Here is an 18,778-nt window from a genome sequence, read left to right as displayed (position 1 = left end):
GTAGTTGCCGTTGTTGACGCCGTCGCCCACCGTCACGCCGCTGGTGGTCACCGTCTTGTTACCGGTGCCGGCATTCTTGTCGGTAAAGGCGAATGTGCCGCCCGTGAGGCTGTCGCCGCTGAACAGCGTGCCCGCCGTGACGGTGGCCGTACCCGCCGCCGACAGGTTGCCGTCATAGGTCTTGGTGACGTTGCTGCTGCCCACCGTCAGGCTGGCCTGGGTGATGCTGGCCTGCTGCGTGCCGCCGGTGAAGGTGTAGTTGCTGGCAAGGCCGCTGCCGTCCACCAGGCTCAGGCCGGCGACAGTCAGTGTCTTGTTGGCGCCCACATTCTTGTCGGCCATGGTGGCCGTACCGGCCAGCCCCAGGGTTTCGCTGCCCACCAGCGGGCCGATGTTGAGCACGCCGGCCGCCACATTGGCCGTACCGTCGTAGCTGCGCGTGCCCGACACGCTCACCGCAAAGGGGTTGATGGTGCTGGTGGTGTTGTCGACGTAGCTGACGTTGTAGTTGCCGTTGTTGACGCCGTCGCCCACCGTCACGCCCGCCGTGGTCACCGTCTTGTTGCCGTTGCCGGCATTCTTGTCGGTAAAGGCAAAGCTGCCACCCGTCAGGCTGTCGCCGCCAAACAGCGTGCCGGCCGTCACGGTGGCGCTGCCCGCCGCCGTCGTATTGCCGTCATAGGTCTTGGTGACGTTGCCCGTCGAAACCGTCAGGTTGGCCTGGTTGATGGTGCTGGTGGTGTTGTCGGCGTAGCTGACGTTGTAGTTGCCGTTGTTCACGCCATCGCCCACCGTCACGCCGCTGGTAGTCACCGTCTTGTTGCCCGTGCCAGCGTTCTTGTCGGTAAAAGCAAAGGTCCCGCCGCTGGCGCTGTCGCCGGCGAACACCGTACCCGCCGTCACCACCACCGCGCCGCTGGCCGAGAGGCCACCGTCGTAGGTCTTGGTCACGTCGGAAGTCGACAAGGTCACATTGGCCTTGTTGATGGTGCTGGTCGTGTCATCCACATAGGCGATGTTGTAGTTGCCCGTCACGTCGGCGTTGCCGCTGTCCTTGATGGTCAGGCCGCTGGCTTGCACCGTCTTGTTGCCGACACCAAAGTTTTTGTCGGTAAAGGCTTGCGTCGCGGCGGTATTGACCACCTCGCCCGCACCTGCGCCTGCCAGCGCACCGACGGAGCCCGTACCCGTGGCATTGAGCGTTCCGTCGTAAGTCTTGGTCACCGCATTGGCCGTCACCGTGAGGTTGGCCTTGTTGATGGTGCTGGTGGTGTTGTCGACGTAGCTGACGTTGTAGTTGGCGTTGTTCACGCCGTCACCCACCGTCACGCCGCTGGTCGTCACCGTCTTGTTGCCGGTACCGGCGTTCTTGTCGGTAAAGGCGAAGCTGCCACCCGAAATGCTGTCGCCGCTGAACACGGTACCGCTGGCCACGGCCGCCGTGCCGGCAGCACCCGTCGTGCCGTCGTAGGTCTTGGTGACGTTGCTGGTAGTCAGCGTCAGGTTGGCCTGGTTGATGGTGCTGGTCGTGTTGTCGGCGTACGTGACGTTGTAGTTGGCATTGTTCACGCCATCGCCCACCGTCACGCCGCTGGTCGTCACCGTCTTGTTGCCCGTACCGGCATTTTTGTCGGTAAAGGCGAAGGTGCCGCCCGTGGCGCTGTCACCGCTGAATATCGTGCCCGCCGTCACTGTCGCCGTGCCCACCGCACTGGTCGTTCCGTCGTAGGTCTTGGTGACATTGCTGGTCGACAAGGTCAGGTTGGCCTGGTTGATGGTGCTGGTCGTGTCATCCACATAGGCGATGTTGTAGTTGCCGGTCACATCGGCATTGCCGCTGTCTTTGATGGTCACGCCGCTGGCGCGCACCGTCTTGTTGCCCGTGCCCGCGTTCTTGTCCAGGAAGGCCTGGCTGCCGGCGGCATTGACCACCTCGCCGGCACCCGCACCCGCGAGCGCCGCGACGGTGCCCGTTCCGGTGGCGTTCAGCGTGCCGTCGTAGGTCTTGGTCACGCCAGTCGCCGTGACCGTCAGGTTGGCCTTGTTGATGGTGCTGGTGGTGTTGTCCACATAGGCAATGTTGTAGTTGCCTGTGACATCCACATCGCCGCTGTCCTTGATGGTCAGGCCGCTGGCTTGCACCGTCTTGTTGCCTATGCCGAAGTTCTTGTCGGTAAAGACCTGCGTCGCGGCGGTGTTGACCGACTCGCCTGCCCCTGCGCCGGCCAGTGTGCCGACCGAGCCGGTGCCTGTGGCGCTCAAGGTGCCGTCATAGGTCTTGGTGACACCCGTGGCCGTCACCGTCAGGTTGGCCCTGTTGATGGTGCTGGTCGTGTTGTCCGCATAGCTGACGTTGTAGTTGGCATTGTTCACGCCGTCGCCCACCGTGACGCCGGCCGTCGTCACCGTCTTGTTGCCGGTACCGGCATTCTTGTCGGTAAAGGCGAAGGTGCCACCGCTGGTGCTATCACCCAAGAAGACCGTGCCCACCGTCACCACCACCGTGCCCACCGCATTGGTCGTTCCGTCATAGGTCTTGGTGACATCGGAGGTCGACAAGGTCAGATTGGCCTTGTTGATGGTGCTCGCGGTGTCATCCACATAGGCAATGTTGTAGTTGCCGGTCACATCGGCATTGCCGCTGTCCTTGATGGTCACGCCGCTGGCGCGCACCGTCTTGTTGCCCGTCCCTGCGTTCTTGTCCAGGAAGGCCTGGCTTCCGCCGGCATTGACCAGCTCGCCTGCGCCCGCACCGGCCAGCGCACCCACCGTGCCCGTTCCCGTGGCGCTCAAGGTGCCGTCGTAGGTTTTGGTCACCGCATTGGCCGTCACCGTCAGGTCGGCCTTGTTGATGGTGCTGGTCGTGTTGTCAACGTAGCTGATGTTGTAGTTACCGGTCACGTCCGCGTTACCGCTATCTTTGATGGTCAGGCCGCTGGCCTGCACCGTCTTGTTGCCGCTGCCGGCATTCTTGTCGGTAAAGACCTGGGTTGCGGCGGCATTGACCACCTCGCCCGCGCCAGCGCCTGCCAGCGTGCCGACAGAGCCCGTGCCCGTGGCGCTGGTCGTGCCGTCATAGGTCTTGGTCACGCCGGTCGCCGTCACCGTCAGGTTGGCCTTGTTGATCGTGCTCGTGGTGTTGTCGGCGTAACTGATGTTGTAGTTGTTGCCGCCATTGCCGTCGTTGACCGTCACGCCGGCGGTGGTCACCGTCTTGTTGCCGCTGCCGACGTTTTTGTCGGTAAAGGCGAAGGTGCCACCTGAAACGAGGTCACCGCCCAGCAGCGCCGTGCCCCCCGTGGCCACTGCTGTACCGGCGGCCGAGGTGGTGCCGTCATAGGTCTTGGTGACGTTGTTGGTGGTCAGCACCAGATTGGCCTGGTTGATGGTGCTGCTCATGTTTTCAGCGTAACTGACGTTGTAGTTGCTGTTGTTCACGCCGTCACCCACCGTCACGCCGCTGGTCGTCACCGTCCTGATGCCATTACCCACATTCCTGTTGGTAAAGGCAAAGCTTCCGCCTGTGGCGCTGTCACCCGCGAATATCGTGCCGCTCGTCACGACCACTGTGCCGTTGGCCGAGAAACCGCCGTCGTAGGTCTTGGTGACATCGCTGGTGGACAGCGTCAGGTCGGCCTTGTTGATGGTGCTGGCCGTGTTGTCCACATAGGCAATGTTGTAGTTGCCTGTCACGTCGGCATTGCCGGCGTCCTTGATGGTCACGCCACTGGCGCGCACCGTCTTGTTGCCGATACCGAAGTTCTTGTCCAGGAAGGCCTGGCTGCCGGCGGCATCCACCACTTCACCCGCGCCAGCCCCGGCCAGCGTGGCAACCGTGCCGGTTCCCGTGGCACTGGTGGTGCCGTCATAGATCTTGGTCACGGCATTGGCCGTTACCGTCAGGTCGGCCTTGTTGATGGTGCTGGTGGTGTTGTCAACATAGGTGATGTTGTAGTTGCCCGTCACGTCGGCGTTGCCGCTGTCCTTGATGGTCAGGCCGCTGGCCTGGACTGTCTTGTTGCCGGTGCCGGCGTTCTTGTCGGCAAAGGCCTGCGTGGCGGCCGCATTGACCAGCTCACCCGCGCCGGCGCCTGCCAAAGCGCCGATGGTTCCTGTGCCCGTGGCGCTGGTGGTGCCGTCGTAGGTCTTGGTCACGCCCGTGGCCGTTACCGTCAGGTCAGCCTTATTGATCGTGCTCGTGGTGTTGTCAACATAGGTAATGTCGTAGTTGCCCGTCATGTCGACATTGCCACTGTCCTTGATGGTCACACCGCTGGCGCGTACGGTCTTGTTACCGGCACCGGCGTTCTTGTCGAGAAAGTCCTGGCCACCTGCGGCATTGACCACATCGCCGGCGCCTGCGAGCGTCGCAACGGTACCCGCGCCCGTGGCGCCGGTCGTGCCGTCGTAAGTCTTGGTCACTGCATTGGCTGTCACCGTCAGGCCGGCCTTGTCGATGGTGCTGGTGGTGTTGTTGGCGTAACTGACGTTGTAGTTGTTGCCGCCATTGCCGTCGTTCACCGTCACGCCGGTCGCCGTCACCGTCTTGTTGCCGCTGCCGGCGTTCTTGTCGGTGAAGGCAAAGCTGCCGCCGCTGGCGGTGTCGCCACCCAGCAGCGCCGTGCCGGCCGTGACCACGGCAGTCCCTGTGGCCGAGGTGGTGCCGTCATAGGTTTTGGTGACATTGCTTGTCGTCAGCGTCAGGTCGGCCTTGGCGATCTCCAGCCCGCCGCCGATGATGTCATAACCCTGCTGGTTCGAGTAATAACCCGTGAGGTAGCTGCCCGCATTGCGCGCGGTCACATTGCTGCCCGACACGCCCGCGGTGGCGGTGGTGGCGCCGGCCTGTGTGTTGCCGTTGTAGGTCACACTGGTGTCTGCCAGCGTCAACCCGGTCAGGAAGCCGCGCAGCAACGGGCCGGTATTGCCTTCGTAGATGCGCCAGGTGGTACCGTCACCACCCGCGTTGCTGGCGCTCCAGCCGGCGTCGATAAAGGTATGGGCCTTCATCATGTCCGCTGTGAGGATGCCCGTGCCGCCCCCTCCACTCATGGCCTGGCCAGTGGTCTGGGTGTCCCAGAAACTGCCGGTCACCGTGCCGCTGTTGTCCCAGCCCACCAGGCCACCGGTTTCCCAGCCTCCGGTCACCGCCCCGGTGGCATAGCTGTTGGTGATGGTGCCACTGTTGATGCCCGCAAGGCCGCCCACCGTATAACCGCTGCTGGAGCCCACAGCACCGCTGGCATAGCTGTCGGTGATGGTGCCACTGTTGATGCCCGCCAGTCCACCGGCACGGGGGCCGACTACGGCACCAGTGGCATAGCTACCGCTCACGCTTCCTGCATTGGACCCTGCCAGGCCTCCCAGCCACTGCCCACCGCTCACAGCACCGCTTGCATAGCTGCTGCTGATAGTGCCAACGTTCGCACCAACCAGCCCGCCTGCGGTGCTGGTGGTCGCACTCACGGCCGCCGAGCTATGGCTGTTGGTGACCGACCCAACAGAGCGGCCCACCAGCGCGCCCACGGTGTCGCTGCCGGTGACACTACCTCCAGTCAGTCCCAGGTTGGAGACCGTTCCGCCATTCAGGAAACCGATCAAGCCGACGTTGGTGTCGCCGGGCCTGTTGATGACCAGCTGGTCGATCACATGGCCGCCGCCGTCCAGGTTGCCGGTAAATTGCGTGCCGCCGGCTATCGGGTTGAAGCCCGCACTCGCATTCCAGTTGACCGTGCCGCTGGCATCGATGTTGTTGGCCAATTTGAAGTTTTTGTTCAGCATGCCTGCGGAACCCGCGCCCTGCAGGCCGTAGATATCGGCGATCTGGTAGGCCGTGCCGGTGCTCAGACCGTCGCCGCCCAGCGCGCGCACAAAAGTGCCACCGCTGATGCGGAAGTCGCCGGCGGAGAACGCGGGGAGCGTCCCGCCGACCTGGCTGAAAATGCCGCCCTTGAGTTCGAACACACCGCTGACGTTGATGGCCTCCGGCGCAACGACATTGCCCGATGCGCTAAGCGCCAGGCCTGCTGCACCGATAGCGCCATTGAGCTTGACGTCGCCCGCCGTGGCGGTCAGGCTGATGTTGTCGTTGGTAGCGTTAAAGGCATTGCCGACCGTGATGCCTGCGGCATGGCTGGACGTGAGGCTGACGTTTTGCGCCGATCCTGTGTCGGTGACGATGTCGTAGATGGCGGTGTTTATCGCGTTGGCGGTGCTGATGCTGATGTCACCCGTAGTGCCGGTGGTGGAAAGCGTCTGCAGAACGCTGACATCGGTGCCCAGCGCGATGCCGTCGCGCGAGAAAGCCCACAGCAAGCTCGCCGTGATGTTGTTGTCGGTGCCATTGGCGTCCGTGATGGCGCCGGCGTCCGCCGAGAGCGTCACGTCGTAGCCCGAAACGGTTTTCACGTCAAGGTTGCCGGCTGTGGCGTTCAAGATCACGTGACCCGTGGTAGAGACGTTCTCGATGCTTGCCCCGTTAGCCAGGACGGCAGCAATATCCCCGGAGGGGCTGGTGGCGGTCAGCGATGTTGCGTCGGCTTGCAGGAGGATGCCGGTGGCAGCAGTGGCCGTGAGCGCGCCAGCCGTCACAGTCCCCGAACCGCCGATGCTTCCGCTGCCGGCGGTGAGCTGTACCGCGCGTGTGGGGTTGCTAACGGTGCTGTTGAGCGTGAGATCCGTCGCGCCACTCAGGGCCAAAGTGCCGTCGGCCACGGAAACAGGCGCGGTCACGGTCAGCGCGCCGGCGGTAGTTGCCACGGCGACGTTACCCGTGCCCGTGGTCGACACGCCATTGATGGCGCCGCCCGGGACGGCTGCGCCGCCAAAAGTCACCTGGTCAATCGCCAGCGCCTTGTCATTGCTGATGCCCATGCCGGCGCCGGCGGTGGCCGAGAGCGCATTGACGCTGGTGTTGAGTATGTTGTCGCCGCCCACGCCGTCGCCGATGTAGCCGCCGGCCCGCAGCGCCAGGTTGTTGGCAGTCAACGCCGTCGAGGCACCAGCCTGCTGGACGTTCGCGCCGGCTGAAACGTAAATGTCGCCCGTAGTGGTCTGGGCACTTGCGTTGCCCGAAAAGATGACGTCGTGCCCGGCTTCAAGCCGGATATTGCCGTCGACGGCCGACAGCGTGCCGCCGGCGTTGATCGTCAGGTCGTTTCCGCCGCCCGCGCTCAGGGTGATATTGCCGGTGCCGTTGCGGCCCAGGCCGTTCACAGTGAGCGCGCCGTTGCTGGTGGCGATGTCGATGTCGCCCGTCGTGAACAGGTTCTGCACCTGGGTGCCGGCCAAAGCCACATTGCCGCCGCCATAGATGACACGCGTGTTGCCCTGGCGTGTGGCCGTGAAGACGCCGCTGATCGCATTGCGCGCCGTTCCCGTCACCGGGATGATGCCCAGGCGCTGGCTCAGGTCGCCCGCCCCCGTGCCGGCGCCTATGCCGCGGTTGGCCGACACGGCCACCGAAGCGCCGTTGAACCAGTTGCCGGGCACCTGCTGCACATAACCGTCCGCGGCGGTCACGTTCACCGCCTTGCTGGTGCCTGCGGCGCCGCCGGCCAGGCCGTTGCCGCCCGTCGCGTCAATGCCGCCAATCGAGACATTGTGGTTGGCGCCGCCGGCAATCACGGTCACGCTGCCGCCCGCGCCGCCGTTGTTGGCCACGGCGGCGCCACCCAGGGCATTGCCACCCTTGGCATTGGCGTTACCGGCCAGGCTGACGCTGCCGTTGCTGGCATTCAGGGTGATGTTGCCCGCGGTACCTATGGAGCAAATGGCGCCGTTGCTGCAACCGGCATTTTCGACATAGCTGGAAACGCCGCCGCTGCCGGTGATGTCGGAATTGGCGCCCGTGGTGGTGATGCTGACGGTGCCGCCGGTGCCCGACACAATGGTCGCGCTACCGTAGTTGGTGTTGACCCGGTTGAGCGAGCCCGCGCCGCCGTGGGCATCGAGGTTACCGAACTGGATGGTGGCGCCCGCGCCCACCGTGCCCAAGGTGACGTTACCGGCATTGCCGCCATTGCTGCCGGGCTGGGAGTTGGCGACGTACTTGCCGCCCCAGGTGCCTATGGTCCCCGTGGTGATGGAAGCCGCGCCCGTACCGGCCGTCGTCACCAGGACAGTGCCGCCGCTGCCGCCGTTGCCGACGTAACCCGCCTGGCCGCCCTGGGCGGAGAGATTGCCCACGCTGATGGTGCCGGCGCCGGTGTTGCCGGTATTCCTCAGCGTGATGTTGCCCCCGTTGCCGCCCGTGCCGAAATTCCAGACAGGGTTGCTGCCGCCACCGCTGCCGTTGCCGCCGTTGGCCAGCACATTGCCGCTGATGGCGATGCCGGCGCCCGCGGTGGCTGTGGTCACGGTCACATTGCCGCCGCGTCCGCCTGCATTGCCGGCATTGCCCGTGGTGTTGTTCGCATTGGCGCTGCTGCCCTGCGCGGTGAGATCGCCCGTTACCGTGATCGAGCCGCCATTGGCGCCGCTGGTCGTGAGCTGGATGTTGCCGGCGTCCGAGCCATTGGTGTCCATGCTGCTGGCCGCACCCGAAGTCTTGATGGCGGTGCCGCCGCTGCCGGTGGCCGTCAGGGTCCGGCCCGCACTGATGGCCACATTCGCGCCCACGGTGGACACCGTCAGCGCGTTTTGCGCATAGTGGTCGTCAGCCGCCAGCGTGATGGTGTTGGCGCTGCCGCCGGTGGTGCTGACCGCGCTGTTGAGTGTCAGGTTGTCCGCTGCACCGCCGGTATCGACAGTGGCCAGCGAGATCGCGCCACCCGTGCTGGTCACGCCGGCAATCGGGCCGCCACCATCGATGAAGGACGTGCCCTGGAAGTTGCTGGCCGTACCCACCGTCAGCGCACCGGTATTGCTCACCGAAATCGCACCCGGCGCCACCGCGGAGAGCGTGTTCACCTGGGTATTGAGCTTGTCGTCACCGGCCACCGAAGCGCCGCTGTTGCCGATATAGCCGCTGGATCGTATGGAGAGCTTGTCGGCGGTAACGGCTATGCCGGTGCCGCCCTGCTGGATATTGCGCCCGCCCAGGAAGACCTCAGCCGCGGCGGTGATGGCGCCCGTGCCGTTGAAGATGATGTCCTGGCTGCCGCTGAGCTCCACGTAGCCGGCAACGATGGCTGAACCGTTGCCGACGGTGATGTCCCGGCCCCTCAGTTTCACATTGCCGGCGTTGGTGTTGATGGCCGCGCCGTTGGCAAGGCTGACATCGCCCGCGGTAGCGGTGGCATACACATTCAGCGAGCCATTGCTGCTGCTGATCGCCTGGTTGATGTTGATGTTGTTGTCCGCGAACAAGGCCAGCGTGCTGGTACGCGGGCCGGTATAGGCCACGGCATCCACGACGGTGATGTTGCCCGCACCCGCGCCATCCACGTTGTTGGTCATGATGGCCACATCGTTGTTGGCCAGAGCGGCCGTGAGGGACGCGGTGGTCAGCAGCGAGTCATCCACCGCGCCGCTGGCGGCAAAGGGGTTGCCCGCGCCGCCGTCGGCGCTGCTGTCGCCCACGGCATAGCCGGCGGCGGCCTCTGCGCTGGCGTTGTCCACGGCGATCCAGATATTGGTCGGGTCCAGCAGCAGTGTGCCCTTGTGGCCATTGGCCGCCGAGGTATCGACCTCGCCCTTGAAGGCCAGCAGGCGCTTGCCCGATACCTCGACCATGCCGCCGTTACCACTGGCGGCGCCGCCCTTGGCCGAGACGCTGCCGTTGTAGCGCGTGGTGCCGTCCGACCAGACAATCACCTTGCCGCCGTCGCCCGAGGTGATGGCGTCGGCGTTCACGTTTGCGTCCGCACTCACATAGGTGGCCGAGGCATTTTTGACCATCGCGTTCTTGCCCTGGTAGTCACCGCCCACGAGTGCCGTGCCGCCGCCGGCGTCGCCCGAAACATCGACTTTGGCCACATCAAACAAGCCCACCTTGTCGCCGGTGATTTGCACCTTGCCGCCCTGCTCACCCGCCCCCTTGCCGCTGGCGTCCAGCGTGCCGCTCACATGCACCACACCGCTGTCGCCGCCTTCGAGGCGGATCACGCCGCCCTGGTTGTTCAGCGTCTTGGCTTCAATGACGCCCGAGTTGTTGACCACCGTGCGCAGCAAGGCATCGGTGGCGCTGGCCGACAGGATCACCTGCCCGCCGTCAGCCTTGATCAGCTGCCGGTTGTCCGCCAGCGCGTTGATGGCCGCCTGGTCGATGCTGTAGCCCAGCAGGTTGCCGTTGTCGATATTGAGCGTGACCTTGTTGCCGGCCGCCAGCAAGGCCGTGCCCAGCGTGGCGCCGATCACGCCCTCATTGCGCACCTCGGGCGCCAGCAAGGCGACATAACCGCCGTTGGCCGCCGTCAGCGTTCCCTGGTTGACGACGGAGCCGGCCCCCCCCGAACCGGTGAACACATGGTTGCCGGCCATAAAGTCGGCATTGCTCATGTTCAGGGTCGAAGCCACCAGGCCGCCCACGTTGACCTGCGAGCCGGCGCCAAACAGTACACCATTCGGGTTCAGGATAAACACCTGGCCGTTGGCCGTCAGGCTGCCCATCAGTTCACTCGGGCTGCTGCCGGTGATGCGGTTCAGCGCAATGGCCGCCGCATTGGGCTGGTTAAATCGCAGCGCCTCGTTGGCCGTCGTGGACAGCGAAGTCCAGTCAATCGCCAGGCGCTGGCTGCCCTGGTTGATCGTCGTGGTATTGCCCACGGTGGAGACATTGCCCGTACCCGCCGACACGCTGGCATTGGCCGCATCGGCTGCATGCGCTTCATGCGTGAGCACGGCCAGGGAAGTGAGCAGCACCAGCGCCGCGCGGCAGGCGGTGTTAAGCCTGAAGCCTGTGCCGCCGCCCCCTTGTCCCTCCCCCTCGTCAGCCTGCACGGAATCCCATTGCACGCTGCCCTGCACCGAGCCGCCCTTGCTTCGTCCTTTGGCGTTTTCCGCCACGGCCACCCACAGGCTCAAGGCGGCATTCCAGACAAGGCGGTAAATGCGGTTCATGCTGGCGTGGCTTTTCATGGTGGTGGCTTTCCGAAAAAATGAGGACCGAGGCGGGTACTTCGCACAAGCCGGCGCGAAGACATGCGTCGCGCGCGTCTGTGACAAAACGTGCAAATCGTAAAAGTCCGCCAGCGGCCTGTATGTCCCTAGTTCTGGGGACGCGGCAGCGCCGGGCGCGGTGAAAATTCACATTGCGGGCCACGCACTTACTGCATCGAAGCGGCACATCACCCGGCGAAAAAAGCACGGGGCTCGCTTGCACGCGGGCGATTTTCTGTAACAGCTTTGGCGCCGCACTACTGCCAATGCAGTAGGCGCCGCGCCTTGGCCTTGGCATCACGCGCGCGGAAAATGGGCCGACGCCAAAACCGAACCGCTCAGGACGGCGTGTAATAACCGCGCCGCACGGCGCAGGCGGTGATCTCGGCCGCGTTGTGCAGCCGGAATTTTTCCATGAGGTTTTGCCGATGCGTGCGCACCGTGAGCACGCTGATGGCCAGCAGCTTCGCGATCTCGCGGTTGCTCAGGCCGTGCGCGACCAGCGACATGATCTCGCGCTCGCGCGGCGTGGCCGCCAGCGCCTCGCCGGCCGCATCCCTGCGCAGGGAGCTTGGCAAAAACACCGCCGCGATGCCGCGGCTGACGTGCTGCCGGCCGGCCAGCACCGCCTGCACCGCGCGCAGCAGCGCGTCGCCATCCTCGCTTTTGTGGGCATAGCCGTCGGCATCCGCCAGCAGTGCCCGCCTGAGGGCGCCGGGCTGCAGCTCGCCGGTCAGCAGCAATACCTTGACGGCCCCGTCGAAACCGGCCTTGATGGCGGACACGATTTCCAGGCCTTGGGCGTCAAGGTCCATGTCCAGCAGCACCAGCTGGGGCAGGAACCGACGCACCAGCAGCGCTACGGCTTCGGCGTCACCAGTTTCGGCCACGACCTCAAAGCCGGCCTGGCCGGACAAAAGCATCCTGAGGCCGTCGCGCATCAGCGCGTCGCCTCCGCCAAGAAGGACAGTGGTGGGGCAGCAGTTCAATCCAGCTTCTCCAAGCCAGGGCAACAAGGACAGGGCCCGGCGCCGGGCTTGATGGTTGCCCTACTGTGGCAAAGGGCCGGTGAACTGTCTGTCCCCAGTTCTGGTGACACTGCTGCAAGGCGGTGCGCCGCCCGAAAGCCCGCCGACGGTGGTGACCTGGTACCTGCCGGAAAACCGCCCCGCCGCGACCTGACCGGCTGCAACAAAAAGCGTTAACGTCGCCGCCCGTCGCCACGCTGCTGTCCTTCTTTTGGGCGACAGGCCCGCTTCCTTGCGCCGGCCGGCGGCACGGACTGTCCCTAGATATGGGGACACGCAGCGGCCCGGCCTTGAAGCAAAATGGCAATATTTCCGGCCGTCCGCTTCCCGTCCTGCGGGCAGGACGTCCAGGCATGCAAAAGGCATGCGCCAACGCAGGAACCGACATGCAGTCCAGCCCAAGCCCGTCCCCCATCCACGTGGCGCTCGTGGAGGATGACGTCCTTTTCCAGAACGCCATCGTGACCGCCATCGCGGCCTCGCCCGACATACGCCTGATGAGCCTGGCCAGCACGCGCGCCCAGGGCCTGCAGTCGCTGCAAAGCGCGCCCGCCGACGTGCTGCTGGTGGACTTGGGGCTGCCCGACGGCTCGGGCATAGACGTGATACGCGCGGCGCATGCGCAGTGGCCGACCTGCGCCGTGATGGTGTGCACGGCCTTCGGCGATGAGGCCCATGTGCTGCAGTCCATCGAGGCCGGCGCCTCGGGCTACCTGCTCAAGGACAGCGAGCCCGAGAACATGCTGCACGAGATACGCAGCCTGCATGGCGGCGGCAGCCCGATCAGCCCGCTGATCGCCCGGCAGATCCTGATGCGCTTTCGTGCCGCGCCTTTGGTGGCGCCGGCTGCCGCGCCGGCCCCGGCGGCCGGCGAGCAGGCGGCGCTCTCCAGCCGCGAAAAAGAAGTGCTGGAGCTGATCACCAAGGGCTTTACCGCCGACGAGATCGCCCGGCTGATGCAGGTCTCGCAGCACACGGTGCAGACCTATGTGCGGCGCATTTACAGCAAGCTCAATGTCAATTCGCGAGCCGAAGCGATTTATGAAGCCAGGCACCAGGGCATTCTGGCGGCCTGAAGTGCCCGACAGCATGCTTCGCCGGCTGCTGCTGTGCGCCTGGCTGCTGGCCTGCGGCCCCGCTGCCTGGGCCGCGGGGACTGTCGTGCACTACACCCAGGCCGAAATGCTGCGTGAAGAAGCGGCAAGCTTCAAGCCGCTGGCCGCCACCGTCGACGACGGCGCCCTGCCCGGAAGCTGGACCCAGGTGGCATTGCCGCGCGTGATTGAAACACCGGCGGCTTCGGATACCGGCAAGCGGCCGGTGGTCACCACCTGGCTGCGTATACGGCTCGATGCGCTGCAGGGCGGCAAAGGCCCCACGCACTTCTACCTGATACGCTGGCTCGCGGCCGGCCAGATCGCGGTGTATGCCGACGGCCGGCTGCGCTACCGCTCCACCGGCAGCCCGGTCTGGAACCTTTTCAACCACCCCGCGCTGCTGCTGCCGCTGAACCTCACCGCCGACAGCCCGCCGCCGCGCACCCTGCTGATACGCCTGGACAGCCTGCCCTCGCCCGAGGCCGGGATTTCATCCTTCTATGCCGGCGACTCCGACAGCCTGGTCGAGATGGCCGCCAAGCGCGACTGGCTGGCGTACCAGTTGCCCTTTATGTGCAGCGCCGCCTTTCTTGCGGTGGGGCTGTTTTCGCTGGCCGTCTGGGTGGTGCGCCGCCAGCCCGCCAGCCTCTACCTGTTCGCGATCGCGGTGCTGGGCGCCACGCGTCGCTGGCATTTCCAGCTCGGCCCTGAAAAATTGATCGTCAGCGATGCCTGGTTTATCTGGCTCACCCTCAACGCCCTGATGTGGCAGTCGCTGATCACCCACTATTTCCTGCAGTTCCTGCACGGCCGCGCCATGCCCCGGCTCAGCCGCGTGATGCTGGGGATGGCCGTGGTGTTTTCCGTCGTCACGCTGCCCTTTGCCTCCGTCTTCCCCAGCCTGCTGGCGCTGCGGCCTTATGCCCACCTGCTGCTGATCAGCATGGCCACGGTCATCGTGGTGGTCGGGCTGTGGCATTCATGGCGCAGCCGCTCGACGGACGCCAGGATGCTGTCGACCGCCTTTTTCCTGAACTATGTGTTCGGCGTCTATGACTGGGCACGGCTCAAGTACGTACTGGACCTCGAAAGCTACTACCTCACGCCCTATGCGGCCATGCTGATGTTCGGCGTGTTCATGGTGATCATGTTCCGCCAGTATGTAGGCGCCCTGGCCACGGTGGAGCAGCTCAACACCGGACTGGAGGAAAGCCTCAAGAACCGCGAAACCGAGCTCGCGGCGAGTTACGAAAGGCTGCGCGAGGTCGAGCAGCGCGAGGTACTGAGCCAGGAACGCCAGCGCCTCACGCAGGACATGCATGACGGCCTGGGCTCCTCGCTGGTCAGCGCGCTGCGCGTGGTGGAAGCCGGCCGGCTCGGCGAGGCCGAGGTGGCCGAGGTCCTCAAGGGCTGCATAGACGACCTCAAACTGACCATAGACTCGATGGAGCCGGTGGAGGCCGATTTGCTGCTCTTGCTGGCCACGCTGCGCTTTCGCCTGGGGCCGCGGCTGGCGGGCGCCGGCATCTCGCTGCGCTGGGAGGTTTCCGACGTGCCGCCGCTGGACTGGCTGAACCCGCGCAACGCGCTGCACATCCTGCGCATCCTGCAGGAGGCCTTCACCAACACCCTCAAGCACACCCGGGCCACGCAGATCAGGGTGATGACGGGCGCCGAAGACGGCTATGTCAGCGTGATCATCGCCGACAACGGCGGTGGGTTTTCCATCGACGAGGCGCTGGCCGGCGGCGGCAGGGGCCTGGCCAACCAGCAGCGCCGGGCGCAGGCCATAGGCGCGGAGCTTTTGCTGCACTCCTCAGCCGCGGGCACCACGCTGACGCTGAGGCTGCCGCAAAAGCGCTTGCAGGGTTGAGAAGTCCAAGGTCTTCACATGCGGCATCAGGCGATGCCATTCAGGAATGCGCGTTCGTCCACGCATGGAGTGCGGTCGCCACTTCACCGATGGTCGCGCTCCAGTCTTGCGCATCCGATTGCCGGAACAAGCGAAGGCTCGGGTACCAGGGGGAATCCAGTCTATCCAGCTGCCAGCGCCAGTCCGTCCCTGTGGCAGGCAGCAATACCCAGCAGGGTTTATTCATGGCGCCTGCAAGGTGTGCCATGGCGGTGTCCACGCAGATGACCAGATCCAGCTGGCTCACAATCGCGGCGCTGTCGGCGAAGTCGGTCATCTGCGCGCCCAGCGCGACGAGAGCTTGCCCTGCCGGCGGCTGCGCGGCTTCCTCTTCGCCCTGCCCTTTTTGCAGGCTGATGAATGCCACGCCCGGTACTGACCAGAGCGGCGCCAGGCTCGCAAGACCCGGCAAGGACCGGTTGGCGTCATTTTTGTGCTGGGGCTGGCCTTTCCATACCAGCCCGACCTTGCGCGTGGGCGCCACAGGCAGGCGATCACGCCACCGGGCAATACGGTCCGGCAAAGCATGCACATACGGCCCCGGTGCCACGGGGATGCTGTTCTCCGTGGTTGCGCAGTGCAGCGGAAGGCTCAAAGAGAATGACCAGTAGTCATGAACGCAGATCTGTGCCGGATCGGTCACGACAGCATCCACGCTTTCGACCGTCTCGAGCAAGGCCTGCAAAGGCCGGGGGCAAAGCAATGTCAGGCGAGTGACGCCCCTGGCCTTGAGCAAAGAGGCATACCGTACAAACTGGATGTAGTCGCCAAAGCCTTGCTCGGGCCAGATCACCAGGGATTTGCCGGCCAGCGATTCTCCTTTCCATTGTGGAAATGAAAGATCGGGATCGTTGATCCCCTGAAGCTGCAAACGCGACTCATACAGCGGCCACGCTTCAGAATATCTCTGCGAGAACAAAAGGAGAATACTTAAATTGAAGCAAGCTTCGGCATGGCCGGGGCTAAGGTCGATAGCGCGCCGGTATGCCGTCTCGGCCTCGGGCATGCGATGAGTGCCGTATAACAAAACACCCAGGTTGTTATGAGCGCCGACATGGTGGGGATTGAGTTCAAGGGCACGCCTTAGTGCCGCCTCAGCCTCGGGCAGGCGCTTGCACTTTCCAAGTAAAGCGCCCAGATTGTTGTGGGCCTCGACATGGCCGGGGTTGAGCGCCAAGGCGCGCCGATACGCCGCCTCAGCCTCGGGCAGGCGCTTGTACTTTCCAAGCAAGGCACCCAGATTGTTGTGGGCCTCGGCATGGCCGGGGTTGAGCGCCAGGGCGCGCCGATACGCCGCTTCGGCCTCGACCAGACGCTGGCTGTTATGAAGCAGCAGCCCCAGGTTGTGGTGGACTTCCGCGAAGTCGGGCTTGAGTTCCAGGGCGCGCAGGTACGCCACTTCGGCCTCAGCCAGACGCTGGCCGTTATGAAGCAGCAGACCCAGGTTGTGGTGGACTTCTGCGAAGTCAGGCTTGAGTTCCCGGGCGCGCCGGTACGCCAGCTCAGCTTCGGTCTGGCGCCCGACGCCCTGGAGCAGAAGGCCCAGGTGGTAGTGGGCATCGGCGAAATCGGGCTTGAACTCCAGACTGCGCCGATAGGCCGCCTCGGCCTCGCTCAAGCGCTTGCCATTTTGGAGCAGGAGGCCGAGGTTGTAATGGGCATCGGCAAAGTCGGGCCTGACTGCCAAGGCATGCCGGAACGCCGTTTCAGCCTCGGGTAAGCGCTCGCAGCTTCTGAGCAGAACACCAAGATCGTTGTGGGCGTCAGCGAAGTCCGGATTGAATTTCAGGGCCTGCCGGTATGCCGCCTCGGCTTCCGGCAGCCGGCCGCTGCTTCTGAGCAGGGTCCCCAGGTTGTAGTGGGCATTGGCGAAGTCCGGCTTGAATTCCAGGGCACGCCGCAACGAAGCCTCGGCCTCGGCCATGCGGGCCGTGCCGCTGAGCAAGACCCCCAGGTTGTAATGAGCGTCGGCAAAGTCCGGCTTGAGCTCCAGGGCTCTCCGGTACGAAGCCTCAGCCTCAACCAGTTGCCGGCGGCCCTGCAGCAGGTTAGCCAGGTTGCCGAGCGCAAACGCATCCTCCCTGACTGCCAGCGCCTTGCGAATCTGCTTTTCGGCTTCCGGGAGCTTGCCTGCCTGCAGATAGACGACACCGAGTAGATGCGACGCATCCGCGTGACGTTCATCCCGCAACAGAACCTGTGAATAAGCCTTTTGCGCGTCGGCAAGCCGGCCGGCTTGATGCGCGGAGAACGCGGCCTGAAACAGCGCACTTGTGGCCGCTGCCCGCCGGGAGCGTGTGGCATGTTCCCCGCTGCTCGTGTATTTCCTCATGACTCCCCCGTTCCCCGGAAAACTCCCGCCGCTTTGTCCACTGGGCAAAGCCCATGGCGGTCATTGGGTCGGGAGGTGTTGGTGCGGTACCAATGGCTGCTTGCCATGTGGCGAGCCGGGCTTTGACCGGCAACGCTGAACGGTATGCGAGCTCGCGAGGGAAGGCCGCGCGAATTGTCCGCACGCGGTCATTGTTTGTGGGATTCAGGCTGTTAAAGCCTGGTCTGTGTTTGCAGACACGGCCATAGGCGCGGAGCTTTTGCTGCACGCCTCGTCCGCGGGCACCACGCTGACGCTGAGGTTGCCGGAAAAGCGCCCATAGCGTCCATAGCGGGCAAGGGGTTTGGGTGCACGGCCGCCGGCGCTTTACACCGTGTCTTCATAATCGCGGGATAGCCCTTAGCACCCACACGCCGCCATGAACCACTTCCTGAGATCAAGCATTCTTTCCGCCCTGCTGTGCTGCGCTTTCGCGCAGGCCCAGTCCGCCGGCCCGGCGCCCGCGGCATCCGCCGCCAAGGCTACAGGCGCCGCGGCACCCCACCCCCTGGTGGGCACCTGGAGCTGGACCCTGCCCGGCAAGACCTGTACCGAAACCTGGCAATACCGCGCCGACGGCAGGCGCCTGGGTACCAGCGGCGAGGAAGTGACCCAGGGCGACTACCAGGTGCCGGCCAAGCCCACGACCACGGGCTTTTACCCGCTGACCGAAACCGTGACCAGCAGCAACGGCAAGCGCGACTGCTCGGGCGACCTGCATGCGGACGGGGACGAAAGCGTGCTGCGCTTCATCCAGTTCAGCCCCAAACAGGACCAGTTCATCGTCTGCAAGGCTGCCTCGCTGGAGGCCTGCTTCGGGCCCTTGAAGCGGGTGCCGGGCTAGCGCCAGGCGCGCCCTGCGGCGCGGGCGCACGGATCAATACTTGTATTTCGAGCCGCAACCGATGGCATGGTTACGGTTGTTGGACATGCACTGGTAAAACAGTTTTTTATTGCCTGTGGCGGATTCACAGTCGGCCATCGTCGTTTGCGACCGGGCCTCGCGCAGTTTGCCGGCCACACCTTCAAAGTCGGCCGCCTTGACGTAGCCTTGCTGGACATTGCGCTGGCCGGTTTCCAGCATGGTCGTGACCTGCGAGCGCACGTTTTCAACGGCGGTGCCGCAGGACAGCGGCACGGTTTTGGGATCGACCTTCTTGAGCGCGATCTCCATGCCCTGCATCATTTCCTGGGTGTCCTTGGGGATTTTTTGGGTCCCATCCGCATTGGTGGCATTGCCGGCGTTGTTGGCCTTGCCGGCCTTGGACCCTTGCAGCTTCATTTGCTCGGCATCCTGGCTTAGAGGCTGCTGCGAGCCGTAATGGGTCTT

General features: G+C 64.7%; 7 protein-coding genes. 3 read left to right on the top strand and 4 right to left on the bottom strand.

Features of this window, described 5'->3' with window-relative positions; all coding sequences use genetic code 11:
* A partial coding sequence (locus PMI15_RS16745; protein WP_007871666.1) for a YDG domain-containing protein occupies positions 1 to 11,019 on the bottom strand: 11,019 nt, incomplete at its 3' end.
* A gap of 359 nt (positions 11,020 to 11,378) precedes the next feature.
* Positions 11,379 to 11,981 carry a response regulator transcription factor gene (locus tag PMI15_RS16740; RefSeq protein ID WP_007871664.1) on the bottom strand — a complete coding sequence of 201 codons (603 nt, stop codon included), beginning with the start codon at positions 11,979 to 11,981 and terminating at the stop codon, positions 11,379 to 11,381.
* Positions 11,982 to 12,454: 473 nt separating this feature from the next.
* Here PMI15_RS16740 and PMI15_RS16735 point away from each other — a divergent pair, with 473 nt between their 5' ends.
* Both PMI15_RS16735 and PMI15_RS16730 read left to right on the top strand, forming a co-directional pair.
* Positions 12,455 to 13,144 carry a response regulator transcription factor gene (locus PMI15_RS16735; protein ID WP_007871663.1) on the top strand — a complete coding sequence of 230 codons (690 nt, stop codon included), beginning with the start codon at positions 12,455 to 12,457 and terminating at the stop codon, positions 13,142 to 13,144.
* Positions 13,110 to 15,038: an ATP-binding protein gene (locus tag PMI15_RS16730; RefSeq protein WP_007871661.1), complete on the top strand. Its 1,929-nt coding sequence runs from the start codon at positions 13,110 to 13,112 to the stop codon at positions 15,036 to 15,038. Before PMI15_RS16735 ends, PMI15_RS16730 begins: the two co-directional genes overlap by 35 nt.
* Positions 15,039 to 15,078: 40 nt before the next feature.
* Here the strand turns inward: PMI15_RS16730 and PMI15_RS16725 are convergent, their stop codons facing one another.
* On the bottom strand, positions 15,079 to 17,409 hold the full coding sequence (locus tag PMI15_RS16725) for a tetratricopeptide repeat protein (RefSeq protein ID WP_007871660.1): 2,331 nt from the start codon (positions 17,407 to 17,409) through the stop codon (positions 15,079 to 15,081).
* A 418-nt stretch (positions 17,410 to 17,827) separates the two neighbouring features.
* Between PMI15_RS16725 and PMI15_RS16720 the strand changes: the two genes are divergently transcribed.
* Positions 17,828 to 18,292 (top strand): hypothetical protein, encoded by a 465-nt coding sequence (locus PMI15_RS16720; RefSeq protein ID WP_007871659.1) that lies wholly within the window; start codon positions 17,828 to 17,830, stop codon positions 18,290 to 18,292.
* A 33-nt stretch (positions 18,293 to 18,325) separates the two neighbouring features.
* On the opposite strand, the gene PMI15_RS16715 is transcribed toward PMI15_RS16720, so the two are convergent.
* Positions 18,326 to 18,778 (bottom strand): hypothetical protein (locus PMI15_RS16715; protein ID WP_007871658.1); only part of this gene is annotated, 453 nt, incomplete at its 5' end.

It is taken from the genome of Polaromonas sp. CF318, from assembly GCF_000282655.1.
Taxonomy (GTDB): domain Bacteria; phylum Pseudomonadota; class Gammaproteobacteria; order Burkholderiales; family Burkholderiaceae_C; genus Polaromonas.
Note: the sequence above shows the minus strand (reverse complement) of the source record. Positions and strands in the feature narration are given on the sequence as shown.